We start from the raw sequence: 13815 nt of genomic DNA on the forward strand, positions 1-13815 counted from the left end.
CGAGAAAATGTATTTATTCACTGAAGGTATTTTTCCGCCCGCAGATGTTGATTTACCGTATAATTCCCCACACAGAGTTTGGTGATATGAGGTAGTAGTGGAACAACTTTCGGGATTGCTGCGGCAGCTAAACCAGCAGCTTGGGCAAGACTTTCCCTCAGAAGCCGGGTTTCGGCGGATAAGATTAACGGTACGTCATCGTTTGACGGCGATGCTGCTTGAGTGGTTAGCGGCACAAACGGTGTTCCCTCAGTTTTATTGGCGTCATCGCGAAGGGCAGCAAGAGGCCGCAGTGTGTGGTTCAGCGAAGCCATTTTCACACCCATCGCAGGCCCAGGCATTTGTGAATACTTACCCTAAAGCACGGTTATGGGGGCTTAACGCTTTCGACGGTGATGCACTGCTGTTATTGCCGCGGCTGGAAATTTTCAGCCGCAAGGGCAAAGGCGAATTAATACTCAATCTGTTTTCTGAGCATTCTTTGCGTCAAGACGCCGAGGCAGCACGCGCCTGGCTTGAAAATTTGGTGGTGGCTAGACCGATCGCAGATTTACGGGTAAAAGTACGTTCGGTAAAGCATCAACCGGAGCGTTCCGGGTGGGAAATCATGCTGCGCGATGCGCTGAAGGCGATAGATCGGCAGCAGATGGATAAGGTGGTACTGGCACGCAGCTCGTTGCTGACGCTGGATAGCCCGCTGTTTGCGCCAGCGCTGATGGCAGCCAGCCGCAGAGTGAATCACCAATGTTACCACTTTATGATGCGTATTGATGCAAGTTCCGCCTTTCTTGGCTCTAGCCCCGAGAGATTGTACCTGCGGGAAGGGCATCATCTTCTAACAGAAGCGTTGGCGGGTACCACGGCCAATCATGCCAATGAGCATCAGGCGGGTAGATTGGCACAGTGGCTGCTGCAGGATGTTAAAAATCAGCAGGAAAACCTGCTGGTGGTTGATGATATTTGCCAGCGCCTGCAAGGTGGGGCCAGTGCCGTGGACGTTCTGCCGCCTGAAATTGTGCGTTTGCGCAAAGTACAACATTTGCGGCGGCGTATTGAAGGGCGACTCAACCACTGTGATGATGCCGATTGCTTGCAACGGCTGCAGCCTACAGCTGCGGTAGCTGGGCTGCCACGTCAGGCCGCACGCGATTTTATTAGCCAGCATGAGCCCTTCCAACGGCGTTGGTATGCCGGTTCTGCCGGTTATCTTTCCGCTGAGCGGGCAGAATTTTGTGTCACATTGCGCTCCTGTCAGATTGATGGTGAACAGATTCAGTTGTATGCCGGAGCTGGTATTGTTGCCGGTTCGGACCCAACTGAGGAGTGGCAGGAAATTGAAAATAAAGCGGCGGGCTTACGTACTTTGCTTCAACCCGAGTAACCCTCGAGCGGGCTGTAGCGTACAGGTAGGTGTTAAGCTCCATGTTTAAAATCTTTTTATTAAATGTTGGTTTTTTGTTTTATTTTGGCGTTTTAATACGCTTTTATAGGTTGGGATAGGTTCTTATTGAGTTGCAGGAACAGAAAACCTGACGCAGGGATGTACCGCGTCTTTGCGCCAGCGCAAAAGCCGGGAAGATGATTACTAATATAATTCAGAGTTATGGCTTCAGGTACGATCTCGCCGTTTGTGCGTTCCTCGGCAGGTAACCTCTGTATACTCATATGTGAGCGAATTATGTCGACAAGTATTTTCAATCGTCGGTGGGCAGCGTTATTGTTGGAAACGTTGGCTCGCCATGGAGTGCGACATGTCTGTATCGCTCCGGGATCGCGCTCAACGCCTCTTACGCTAGCCGCGGCTGCGAACAGATATTTTGTCTGTCACACACACTTTGACGAACGCGGGTTAGGCCATCTGGCACTCGGTTTGGCAAAGGCTTCCCGTGAACCTGTGGCGGTGATCGTCACCTCTGGAACGGCGGCTGCCAATCTCTATCCTTCGCTTATTGAAGCAGGACTTACCGGTGAGCGGTTGATATTTTTGACCGCCGATCGCCCCCCCGAGTTGATTAATTGCGGTGCTAATCAAGCTATTCGCCAACCTGGCCTCTATTCAAGCCATCCGACATTGAGTATTGATCTGCCACGACCTAGCCCGGATATTCCGGCTCGCTGGCTGGTATCCACCCTTGATAGCGCTATGGCTCGTCTCACGCAGGGCGCTTTGCATGTCAACTGCCCGTTTGCCGAACCGCTGTATGGTGGTGATGAACTGCAGTATGAGGAATGGTCGGCGGCATTGGGGGATTGGTGGCAAGACTCGCATCCTTGGTTGCGCGAAGAAGATCCCCATCAGGTATTGAAACAGCCTGACTGGTCTAACTGGCGACAAAAGCGCGGCGTGGTTATCGCTGGGCGAATGGGGACTGAAGAGGGCGTGAAGCTGGCTGAGTGGGCGAAGATGCTCGGGTGGCCGCTGATTGGTGATGTACTTTCGCAAACCGGCCAACCGTTACCCTGTGCCGATCTGTGGCTTGCCCATCCGCAAGCGCGTCATTTATTGGAAGATGCGCAGTTAGTGGTGCAGTTTGGCAGCAGCCTGACGGGTAAACGCCTGTTGCAATGGCAAGGGCTTTGCCGACCCGAAGAGTTCTGGCTGATCGACGACCTGCCTGGCCGCCTCGACCCGTCACATCATCGTGGCCGTCGTATTCGCGCTAAAGTCGGTGAGTGGCTTGATTTGCATCCGGCGCAACCGCGCTCACCGTGGGCTGCTGATTTGAACTCATTGGCGAAAGATGCGCTTGAAGTGACTTCGGAGTATTTGCTCAACCGGTTCGGCGAGGCGCAGTTGGCTCACCGCCTGCCGGAACTGTTGCCGGATAACGGCCAACTGTTTCTCGGGAATAGCCTGATTGTCCGGCTGATTGATGCGTTGGCCCAGTTACCTGCGGGCTACCCCGTATTCAGCAATCGTGGGGCCAGCGGTATTGATGGATTAATTTCTACCGCTGCCGGTGTCCAGCGGGCGACTGCCAAACCGACGCTGGCTGTGGTGGGCGATCTTTCGGCATTGTATGATCTGAACTCACTTGCCCTGCTACGCCAATGTTCCGCACCAACGGTGCTGATCGTCGTGAACAACAACGGTGGGCAGATTTTCTCGCTATTGCCAACGCCGGAAGCGGAGCGCCAGCGTTTTTACTGTATGCCGCAGGATGTGGCCTTCAGCCATGCCGCTGCCATGTTCCAGCTTGGTTATGCCTGCCCGGAAAACTGGCAGCAATTGCAGCAGGCGTTGCAACAGGCCTGGCGTCATAGCGGTGCCACGCTGATCGAGTTGCAGGTGCCAGCGAGCGATGGTGCAGAAACCTTGCAACATCTGGTAAAAAACATGGTGGCCAACTGATGCTGGCCTCGCGCGTTTTACAACAGGGCGAAAGCCATCGCCCCTGGCTGATTTGGCTGCATGGCCTGTTAGGAAATAACAACGAGTGGCGCGTGATTGCCTCGCGCTGTGAGCAGTGGCCATCGTTGGCCATCGATTTACCCGGCCACGGCGATTCGGCTTCTCAGTCCTGCCGGGATTTCGCCGATGTCAGTCAGCAAATCACGGCGGTACTGCAGCAACACGGCATTGAGCGTTACTGGCTGGTGGGATATTCACTGGGTGGTCGTATTGCCATGTATCATGCTTGCAAGACTCAATCTTCGGGCCTGCAAGGCATTGTGATCGAGGGTGGGAATCCAGGGTTGAACAGCGAAGACTTACGCTTCCAGCGTTGTGAACATGATGCTGGCTGGGCGCGTCGTTTCCGTTCCGAACCTATCAGGCACGTCTTGGCAGATTGGTATCGACAACCGGTATTTGCCGATCTCACTACGGTACACCGCGAGGCGTTGATTGCAGCGCGCGCCGATAACCATGGCCCGGCGGTTGCCGATATGCTCGAGGCTACCTCACTGGGTCGACAGCCTTGGCTGGTGCCACAATTACAGCGGCTGGCGTTACCAATGTTGCTGCTATGCGGTGCGGACGACCAAAAATTTCAGGCGTTGGCACGTGATGCCGGTTTTCCATTGTGCACCGTGCCACAGGCCGGTCATAACGCGCACTTGGCTAACCCGGCGGACTTTGCTGCCGCGTTACATGAATTTCTTGAAAATAAAGGAACCGAACATGCTTTATCCCAATGAAGAACAACTGTATGCCGCCATCGATTGGCAAGATTGCTCTGGCGATTTCGAAGATATCCTGTACCACAAGTCCAGCGACGGTATTGCCAAAATTACCATCAATCGCCCGCAGGTGCGTAACGCCTTCCGTCCGCATACGGTAAAGGAAATGATTGAAGCGCTGGCGAACGCGCGTTATGACGATGGGATCGGTACCATCATTCTTACCGGTGCCGGGGATAAGGCATTCTGTTCCGGTGGCGATCAGAAAGTGCGCGGTGACTACGGTGGCTATCGTGACGACAGCGGTGTGCATCATCTAAACGTGCTCGACTTTCAGCGCCAAATCCGCACCTGCCCAAAACCAGTGGTCGCAATGGTGGCCGGGTATTCCATCGGTGGTGGCCACGTGCTGCATATGATGTGCGATCTGACTATTGCGGCAGATAACGCCATTTTTGGCCAGACAGGGCCGAAAGTCGGTTCTTTTGACGGTGGCTGGGGCGCTTCCTATATGGCACGCATCGTTGGTCAGAAGAAAGCGCGTGAAATCTGGTTCCTGTGCCGCCAGTACGATGCAGCAGCTGCGCTGGAAATGGGGTTGGTTAACACGGTGGTGCCATTAGCCGATCTGGAAAAAGAGACCGTGCGCTGGTGCCGCGAGATGTTGCAGAACAGCCCTATGGCATTGCGCTGTCTGAAAGCGGCGCTCAATGCCGACTGCGATGGTCAGGCAGGGTTACAGGAGTTGGCGGGTAACGCCACCATGCTGTTCTATATGACCGATGAAGGTCAAGAAGGGCGGAACGCCTTCAACGAGAAGCGTCAGCCTGATTTCAGCAAATTCAAGCGTAATCCGTAATGACAACGCCAATCCGTAACGCGGCGCTCTATCGCTACAGTCTGCCGATGGAGGCGGGCATAGTATTGCGCAATCAGCGGCTGAAAACCCGTGATGGCCTGTTGATCCATCTGCAGCAAGGAGAACAGCAAGGGTGGGGGGAGATCGCACCCTTACCGGAGTTCAGCCAAGAGACTCTGGAACAGGCACAGCAGGCTACCTTGCTGTGGCTGCAGACATGGCTTGCGGGTGGGCAACCTGCTTTCAGTGAGTGGCCTTCGGTAGCCTTTGGTACCAGCTGTGCCTTGGCTGAACTACAGGAGCAACTACCGCTGTCAGCCGATTATCGTAAGGTCCCTTTGTGCACGGGCGATCCCGACGAGTTGTTCGACGTGCTGGCCGCGTTGCCGGGCGAGAAGGTGGCCAAAGTGAAGGTTGGCCTGTACGAAGCGGTGCGCGATGGCATGATCGTCAATGTGCTGCTGGAGGCGTTGCCAGAGCTAAAACTACGGCTAGATGCCAACCGCAGTTGGACGCGTGCCAAGGCGGATGGTTTTGCCAAATACGTCAACCCGGCCTGGCGCGATCGCATTGCGTTTCTGGAGGAGCCCTGCAAGACTCGCGATGAGTCGCGCGATTTTGCTCTGGCAACCGGGATTGCTATCGCCTGGGATGAGAGCGTGCGTGAGGCGGATTTTGTGGTGCAGGCAGAACCGGGCGTTGTGGCCATTGTGATAAAACCGACGCTGGTCGGTAGCCTGGCACGTTGCCGCGAACTGGTCAATCAGGCCCACCAGGTTGGCTTATCGGCCGTGATCAGCTCCAGCATTGAATCCAGCCTGGGGCTGACGCAATTGGCACGTATTGCCCATTGGTTGACGCCAGACACGGTGCCGGGGTTGGATACGTTAAATCTGATGCAAGCGCAGTTACTACGCCGCTGGCCGGAGAGCAACCTGCCATTATTGGATATCGATGCTTTGGAGTGCCTATGGCGCAATTGAATGACTGGCCGTGGCGGCATTGGGCTACGCAGCGGCCCGAGGCGACCGCAATTATCTTTGGTAGGCAGCACGTCAGTTGGTTGGCTTTGCAACAGCAGGTAGAGGCTTTGGCGGCGGAGTTTCAGCATCAGGGCGTATTGCCCGGAAGCGGCGTGGCGCTATGTGGTAAAAACAGCTACCCCCTGTTATTGGCCTATCTGGCATTGCTGCAGTGTGGGGCGCGGTTGTTACCGCTTAATCCCAAGCTGCCTGAGCCATTGTTGGTTAAATTGTTGCTGGATCTGGATATCGCTTTTGCTTTCAGTCCAGACGGCCTGCCAGCGTTACCTTCTTCAGTGTTCGTTCTGTCCCCGTCAGAAGAAGGGGAACATAAACTGCATTTCCAGCCTTGGGACGCAAGCCGCCTGGCAACACTGACATTGACTTCCGGTTCCAGTGGAATACCGAAAGCCGCAGCTCATAGTTATGCCGGGCATCTTGCCAGTGCCGAGGCAGTGCTGCACCTGATGGATTTTCAACCGCAGGACAGTTGGCTGCTCTCCTTGCCGCTGTTCCATGTTTCTGGCCAAGGGATTATCTGGCGCTGGCTGAAGGTGGGCGCAACGATAGTGGTGCGTGATATGCAGTCTTTGGCTGACGCATTGGCAGGATGTACCCATGCTTCTTTGGTGCCTACGCAATTGTGGCGGTTGTTGTCTGAGCCGATGACAGAGCACGCCCTGAAAGAAGTGTTGCTTGGCGGTGCGATGATCCCGGTTTCGCTGACTCAACAGGCCGAATCGATGGGGGTCCGCTGTTGGTGTGGTTATGGTATGACGGAGCTAGCGTCCACGGTATGTGCCAAGCGGGCTGATGAATTACCGGGGGTTGGATTGCCACTGCTTGGGCGTGAAATACGGCTGGTGGAACAAGAAGTGTGGATACGTTCCAACAGTCTGGCGTTGGGGTATTGGCATCGAGGCAAGTTAAGGCCTATCGCCGATGCCGAGGGCTGGTTCCACACCAGAGATCGTGGGGCAATGGAGCAGGGTGAACTGCGTATTATTGGTCGCCTGGATAATCTGTTCTTCTGCGGTGGGGAAGGCGTCCAGCCTGAGGATGTTGAACGCATTCTGGCGGCGCACCCACAGGTAACGCAGGTCTTTATCGTACCCGTAGAGGATCCTGAGTTTGGTCAGCGGGCAGTTGCGGTCATCGAGGCTGAAGGGGAACTGACACTGGCGGCGTTGCTGGCGTGGGCAGAAGATAGGCTGGCAAATTTCCAGCGGCCAATTGCCCTACTTACGTTACCCTCCGAGTTAAAAAATGGCAGTATCAAAATATCGCGTCGTCGGCTGCAGCAATGGGCTAGCAAACAGTTAGCTGAATGAAAACAACAAAGGCCACCACTGGGCGGCCTCTAGGTATTAGGCTAAAGGGTTATTTCAGTCCCAATGCCTTGGCGACGCCAGCACCGTAGTCGGGGTGTACTTTGGTGAACAGTTCAACCTGACGGCGTTGGATCTGCTCGGGTACCTGCGATAGCTCCTCGGCGATACGGGTGAACATGCGCTGGTGTTCCTCTGCGCTCAGTAGATTAAACAGCGCGCGTGGCTGGCTGTAGTAATCATCATCTTCACGATGATTCCAGTGGTCGGCTGCGCCTTCAATACTTAATGGAGGTTCGCTGAAATCGGGTTGTTCCTGGAACACGCCAAAACTGTTTGGTTCGTAGGTTACGCCATTGCCACTATTGCCATCCACACGCATGGCACCATCGCGATGGTAGTTATGGAACGGGCACTTTGCGCCGTTGACCGGGATCTGGTGATGGTTGACACCCAAACGGTAGCGCTGCGCATCCCCATAGGAGAACAGACGCCCCTGCAGCATTCTATCCGGTGAGAAACTCACACCAGGGACTACGTTGGCCGGATTCATCGCCACTTGCTCAACTTCAGCGAAGTAGTTGTCCGGGTTACGATTAAGCTCGAAGAAACCCACGTCAATCAACGGGTAATCGGCATGCGGCCATATTTTGGTCAGATCGAACGGGTTATAAGGAGTTTGTGAGGCTTCATGCTCTGGCATAACCTGGATTTGTAATTTCCAGCGTGGGAAGTGACCATTTTTGATGGCATCAAACAGATCGCGCTGCGAGCTTTCACGGTCTTTGGCGATAATCGCTTCTGCTTCATCATCCATCAGGTTTTCGATGCCTTGCTCACAGTTGAAGTGGAACTTCACCCAGAAACGCTCGTTGCTGGCATTGATAAAACTGAAGGTGTGGCTGCCGAAACCGTGCATATGGCGGTAGGATTTTGGTAGGCCACGATCGCTGAAATCGATGGTCAACTGGTGTAGCGCCTCTGGCGAATGAGAGAAGAAATCCCATTTATAGACCGGATTGCGCAGGTTGGTATGGGGATCACGTTTCACAACGTGGTTAAGATCGGGGAATTTTAACGGATCGCGCAGATAGAATACCGGCGTATTGTTGCCAACCAGATCCCAGTTGCCTTCTTCGGTATAAAACTTCATCGCGAAACCACGGATGTCACGCTCGGCATCGGCTGCGCCGCGCTCGCCTGCAACGGTGGAAAAGCGAATGAACATCTCGGTTTGTTTACCAATTTCAGAGAAGATTTTTGCGCGGGTGTATTGGGTTATATCGTGGGTTACGTTAAAGGTACCGTATGCGCCAGAACCTTTGGCATGCATGCGGCGCTCTGGGATCACCTCTCGGTCAAAGTGGGCCAGTTTTTCCAGAAACCAGACGTCTTGCATCAACATTGGGCCGCGCTTGCCTGCTGTGATCACATTATTGTTATCAGCAACGGGGGCGCCGGCCACGGTGGTTAATCCTTTCTTGCTCATTAATTGCTCCTTACTGAGCTGCAGTGAAGTTGATAGCATCGGGTGCTGTACATTTTTCGTAACGAGTTAAAACCTCTCTGCTACCAGGCAATTACCAGTTGTAGTCTTATTCTCCGCCATGAGCAAATAACTGCGGGTTATAGTTGCGATATGGGGAGCACTCACTTCCATTGATTTACACCGCATTGAAAAAATTGGAAAAAAATGATTTCAAAGGGTTTCTTATGGTCGGCACAATTCAGTTACACTCGTCGCTGCACTATTTCCAGGTAACTCCCTGATGATGAAGAATGATAAGGCGTAATAATGAATAAAGTTTTAGTCGCGTGCGCTGCAGGCCTGCTGTTTGTGGCGGGGTCTGCCAATGCCATTAGCGTGAATGCCGAGGTTGGGCAACATTATACGAATATGGGGTTCGGGCTAGGGACTCCCGTGCCAGGTTTAGGGCTCAGTGGCAATTGGCTGCGTAGCGACCACGACGGTAATGTGGGCAGCCTGGGGTTGGCTTACAGCATGCCGTTGGGGCCTTTGATGGCAACCGTGGGAGGGAAGGCGCTCTATCTCAGTCCGCAAGATGGCAAGAGTGGTGGGGCATTGGCTCTGGGAGGCGGTCTGAAATGGACGCTTAACCGCTATCTTAGCCTCTATGGCGAAGGCTATATAGCTCCTGAATCATTGACCAGTGGGGTCAAGGCTTATAGCGAGGCCAATGGCGGTGTACGCTGGAACGTTGTCGGCCCACTCAGTGTGGATGCGGGCTATCGCTACATCAAGATTAAAGGCAAAGACGGGCACCGTGACAACACCGTGGCTGACGGCCCACACATTGCGGTAGGCCTGAGTTTCTAATCTTTTCTGCAGTGGGGCGTTCGGGCCCCATCTTGCTTATCCCACCGCCGGTAACAGGCCGCTGGCGATACCAATCTGAATCGCAATCACTGCTACTCCGCAAACAAACACTAACGCCAATGCAGGTGTGCCGCCCCAGACTCGATAGTTGCTCCGATACTGTCGGCGAGTTTTCCAAGCCAGTAGAGAAGGCAACAGCAGAGCCAGAACCGAGAGTGCGATTGCTGCAAATCCAAGTGCCAGCACAAAACCACGCGGGTAGAACAGGGCAAATGCCAGTGGCGGCAGAAAGGTAATAGCACCGGTCTGCAGTCGGCCGCTGACATTATTCTGGCGTTTAAACAGATCGGCCAGAAAGTCGAACAACCCAAGCGAAACCCCCAGGAAAGAGGTAGCCAGAGCCAGATCGGCAAACAGATGCACTGCCAACTCGACATGTGGTGAAGCGACGACATCGCGAACGGCTTGCAATAGACCATTTAGCCCAGCCTGCTGCGCCAGGATGCCAACAAAAGTAGTGGAACTGATGCTGCCGAGAGTCGCTAATTGCCAGAAAATATAGGCAACCAAGGGAATGGCGCTGCCAATAATAAAGATTAAACGCAGCTTGCGAACGTTCCCACCCATGTAATTGACGATGCTCGGCACGCTACCGTGGAAGCCAAAAGAGGTGAAAATGACCGGGATAGCCGAAATTGCCAGCCCTTGCTCCAAGGGAAGCGTCATCAGATTGGTTTGATTGATGTGGGGCATCATCAAGCCAAGCATCACGATCAGAAAAATGACCTTGGCGCTAAACAGGATACGGTTAAACAGATCGACCGAGTGGGTGCCGATGCAAACGACGCTACCGGCGACCAGAGTGAATAGCAGTACGCCGAGGTAGGTAGGGAACTCCTGTGCTGTCCATTGGGTAATGCTTGCTGCCAGGAGCTCGCCAGCACCGCTGATATACGCGGCCGTTAGTGCATACATCAGGAACATCATGCTGAAACTGGTGAGCCACTGGCCACCGCCTCCCAGATAACGTTTGGCTAATGTTCCCAGACCGGTATCTGCGGTGTCATGCTGATAAACCTCTACCAGCAGCAGCGCGGTATAGCACATTAATAACCACAACCCGACGAGCAGTAGCAGCGTCACGCCAAAACCAACTCCTGCAGCTGCCAGAGGCATAGCCAGCATCCCAGCACCAATAGTGGTGCCTGCCACAATAAAAACACTACCCAGCGTGCGATTCTTCACGTATTTCTCTGCTAATTGATAATTTTGGTGAATGCTAAATACACATTTTTGAGTGCGGCAGAATAGTTTATTGCCCCTGTTGTGTCAATGCCTGGTTACGGATGGTGTAAATTTAAATTTACACTAAAAGTGATGCTAATAAGAGGGTAAAAAACGCTGCGTAGAATGAATATTGCCAGGTAAGGGGTGAAAAGTTATTTACTGGCTTCTATAGTGGTGGGAACTGAAAATGAGGGAGAGATCAATGTTAAGAGTGGAGATGCTCAGTACCGGAGATGAGGTGCTACATGGGCAAATTGTAGATACCAATGCGGCTTGGCTGGCAGATTATCTGTTCCAGCAAGGGTTACCGATGAGTGGACGAGAAACGGTAGGTGATAGCCTCTCTGCTCTGGTTGAAATTTTGCAAGAACGCAGCCATATCGCCGATGTGCTGATCGTTAATGGCGGCTTAGGGCCAACCAGCGACGATCTCAGTGCTCTGGCGGCAGCCAAGGCATGCGGCGTTGAGTTGGTTGAGATCCCTGAATGGATCGCTCGTATGGAAGCGTATTTTGCCGAGCGTGGCCGCCCGATGGCAGCATCCAATCGTAAGCAGGCGCAAATCCCCGCTAATGCCGAAATGCTCGATAATCGTGTCGGTACCGCCTGCGGTTTTGCTTTAACGCTGAATAAATGCCAGATGTTCTTCACGCCGGGAGTCCCTTCTGAATTTAAAGTGATGGTGCAAGAGCAGATCATTCCACGCCTGAGGCAGCGCTTTACTTTGCCTGAACCACCGTTGTGCCTGCGTTTGACGACATTTGGTACATCGGAAAGCGATTTGGCTGCTCAGTTAGACGGTATGCCTCTTCCGCCGGGGGTTGTGCTTGGGTATCGCTCTTCCAGCCCGATAATTGAGCTGAAGTTGACTGGCCCATCAACGCAACAAGCCGCTATGGAACAGGCATGGAAGCAAGTTCGAGAGGTTGCTGGTGATAACACCATTTTCGAAGGTACGGCAGGATTACCGGCGGAACTGGCGCAACGATTGCAGCGGCAAGGGCTAAAACTGGCTTTAAGTGAGCAGTTTACCGCGGGATTAATCAATCTGCAGTTGCAGAGCGAAGCGGCACCTTTAGCGGGTGGAGAACTATTACCGGCCCATTGTTCTGAGACGTTGGAAACGCTGTTGGCGCGAGCGCAGTCCCTGGCTCTGCTCACAGGGGCACAGCTAGTATTGGCGGTCAGCGCGTTAGAGGGCGATCGTGTCAGTGTTGCCTTGCATACCCCGCAAGGCGGTATCGGTCAGACTGTGAGTTATCGTGCGGCTCGTCACGGCCTGCGTTTGCGTCAGGAGTCGGTGGCGATGTTGGCGTTGGACATGCTACGCCGCTGGTTGAATGGCGAAAAAGCCTGCGGTAAAAACAGCTGGTTAGAAATTGTCGAGATTATCGAGTAAACAATGCTTTGTGGCGGGGACAAACCCCGCCTAGATTTCAATCTCTATATCCATCAACGGCATGCAGCAACAGGGCAGGATCTCCCCGTCATTGATAAACGCCAACGGCTGTTGCCGGTAGGCGACTTTGCCTTTCACCAGCTTCAGCCGACAAGCGCCACAATAGCCGGAGCGGCACTGGTACTCCACTGGTACATCGTGCAGTTCAAGCACGTCGAGCAGGCAGCTTTCACCTTCCGGGCAGCATAGCTGCGTACCGCTAGTACGCAGCGTGACGGTTGATGCGGCCACTTATAGCTCGAAATCACTCAGGTCGTCAGCGTTGACTTCAGAGTCAATCTGCCCAACCAGATAGGAACTGACTTCCACTTCCTGTGGAGCCACCTGCACATTGTCGGAAACCAGCCAGGCGTTAATCCATGGGATCGGGTTGGAACGCGTCTTAAATGGCAAGGCCAGGCCAACGGCCTGCATACGGATATTGGTAATGTATTCGACATATTGGCACAGAATATCTTTATTCAGGCCGATCATGGAACCGTCGCGGAACAGGTACTCGGCCCACTCTTTCTCTTGTTGCGCCGCTAATACGAACAGATCGTAGCATTGTTGCTGGCATTCCACGGCAATCTCGGCCATCTCTGGGTCATCGGCACCTGAGCGCATCAGGTTTAGAATATGCTGAGTACCGGTCAGGTGCAGTGCTTCGTCGCGGGCGATTAGCTTGATGATTTTGGCGTTGCCTTCCATCAGTTCACGCTCAGCGAAAGCAAATGAGCAAGCGAAGCTGACATAAAAACGGATGGCTTCCAGCGCGTTAACGCTCATTAGGCACAGATACAGCTGCTTTTTGATTGCGTGCAGATTAACGGTAACGCTTTTACCGTTTACCTGGTGAGTGCCTTCGCCAAGCAGGTGATAGTAGCTGGTCAGCTCGATCAGATCGTCATAGTAGCCAGAAATGTCTTTGGCACGTTTGAGGATCTCTTCGTTGGTGACGATATCGTCAAACACCACCGCCGGATCGTTAACGATATTACGAATAATATGCGTGTAGGAACGGGAGTGAATGGTCTCAGAGAATGACCAGGTTTCCACCCAGGTTTCCAGTTCCGGGATAGAGATCAGCGGCAGAAACGCGACGTTAGGGCTACGGCCTTGGATGGAGTCTAGCAACGTCTGATACTTCAGGTTGCTGATGAAAATGTGCTTTTCATGATCCGGCAGCGCCTGATAGTCAATCCGGTCACGCGAAACGTCAACTTCTTCTGGACGCCAGAAAAATGACAGCTGTTTCTCGATCAGTTTTTCAAAAATTTCGTGTTTTTGCTGATCGAAACGCGCCACGTTGACCGACTGGCCGAAGAACATTGGCTCAAGCAACTGGTCGTTTTTATTTTGAGAGAAAGTGGTATAAGCCATAAGCTTGGATCCATTAATGCCGTGCTGAATTAAAGGGG

At 53.4% G+C, this 13815-nt stretch carries 12 protein-coding genes; 8 read left to right on the forward strand and 4 right to left on the reverse strand.

The genetic code is table 11. From position 1 onward, the window contains the following. Positions 1-97: 97 nt before the first annotated feature. The 6 genes from menF to menE all read left to right on the forward strand — a co-directional run bounded on the left by menF (position 98) and on the right by menE (position 7334). Positions 98-1381, forward strand: coding sequence for an isochorismate synthase MenF (menF, locus tag SAQUA_RS08795; RefSeq protein ID WP_380672668.1), 1284 nt, complete (start codon positions 98-100; stop codon positions 1379-1381). Positions 1382-1678: 297 nt separating this feature from the next. Then, complete coding sequence (gene menD / locus SAQUA_RS08800; RefSeq protein WP_380672670.1) at positions 1679-3352, forward strand: 2-succinyl-5-enolpyruvyl-6-hydroxy-3-cyclohexene-1-carboxylic-acid synthase; 1674 nt, start codon at positions 1679-1681, stop codon at positions 3350-3352. Beyond that, on the forward strand, positions 3352-4140 hold the full coding sequence (gene menH / locus SAQUA_RS08805) for a 2-succinyl-6-hydroxy-2,4-cyclohexadiene-1-carboxylate synthase (protein WP_380672672.1): 789 nt from the start codon (positions 3352-3354) through the stop codon (positions 4138-4140). Before menD ends, menH begins: the two co-directional genes overlap by 1 nt. Next, entirely contained in the window at positions 4124-4981 is an 858-nt protein-coding gene (gene menB / locus SAQUA_RS08810; protein ID WP_317692593.1) for a 1,4-dihydroxy-2-naphthoyl-CoA synthase, read from the forward strand. The genes menH and menB overlap by 17 nt, the downstream gene beginning before the upstream one ends. Beyond that, positions 4981-5964: an o-succinylbenzoate synthase gene (menC, locus tag SAQUA_RS08815; RefSeq protein WP_380672675.1), complete on the forward strand. Its 984-nt coding sequence runs from the start codon at positions 4981-4983 to the stop codon at positions 5962-5964. Before menB ends, menC begins: the two co-directional genes overlap by 1 nt. Next, positions 5952-7334, forward strand: coding sequence for an o-succinylbenzoate--CoA ligase (gene menE, locus SAQUA_RS08820; RefSeq protein WP_380672677.1), 1383 nt, complete (start codon positions 5952-5954; stop codon positions 7332-7334). The genes menC and menE overlap by 13 nt, the downstream gene beginning before the upstream one ends. A gap of 49 nt (positions 7335-7383) precedes the next feature. On the opposite strand, the gene SAQUA_RS08825 is transcribed toward menE, so the two are convergent. Beyond that, positions 7384-8820: a catalase gene (locus tag SAQUA_RS08825; RefSeq protein ID WP_380672679.1), complete on the reverse strand. Its 1437-nt coding sequence runs from the start codon at positions 8818-8820 to the stop codon at positions 7384-7386. Positions 8821-9126: 306 nt separating this feature from the next. Between SAQUA_RS08825 and SAQUA_RS08830 the strand changes: the two genes are divergently transcribed. Then, positions 9127-9669, forward strand: a complete 543-nt coding sequence (locus SAQUA_RS08830) for a YfaZ family outer membrane protein (protein ID WP_380672681.1) — start codon at positions 9127-9129, stop codon at positions 9667-9669. 36 nt (positions 9670-9705) lie between these two features. On the opposite strand, the gene tyrP is transcribed toward SAQUA_RS08830, so the two are convergent. Continuing rightward, positions 9706-10914, reverse strand: a complete 1209-nt coding sequence (gene tyrP, locus SAQUA_RS08835; RefSeq protein WP_380672683.1) for a tyrosine transporter TyrP — start codon at positions 10912-10914, stop codon at positions 9706-9708. Between the two features lie 244 nt (positions 10915-11158). Here tyrP and SAQUA_RS08840 point away from each other — a divergent pair, with 244 nt between their 5' ends. Next, a complete protein-coding gene (locus tag SAQUA_RS08840) occupies positions 11159-12355 on the forward strand; it encodes a nicotinamide mononucleotide deamidase-related protein YfaY (protein WP_380672685.1) in 1197 nt (398 codons plus the stop codon). A 30-nt stretch (positions 12356-12385) separates the two neighbouring features. Here the strand turns inward: SAQUA_RS08840 and yfaE are convergent, their stop codons facing one another. Next, positions 12386-12646 (reverse strand): class I ribonucleotide reductase maintenance protein YfaE, encoded by a 261-nt coding sequence (yfaE, locus tag SAQUA_RS08845; protein WP_380672687.1) that lies wholly within the window; start codon positions 12644-12646, stop codon positions 12386-12388. Further along, positions 12647-13777 (reverse strand): class Ia ribonucleoside-diphosphate reductase subunit beta, encoded by a 1131-nt coding sequence (gene nrdB / locus SAQUA_RS08850; RefSeq protein ID WP_380672689.1) that lies wholly within the window; start codon positions 13775-13777, stop codon positions 12647-12649. Positions 13778-13815: the final 38 nt, after the last annotated feature.

The sequence above is a fragment of the Serratia aquatilis genome (assembly GCF_044865145.1).
Classification (GTDB): domain Bacteria; phylum Pseudomonadota; class Gammaproteobacteria; order Enterobacterales; family Enterobacteriaceae; genus Chania; species Chania aquatilis.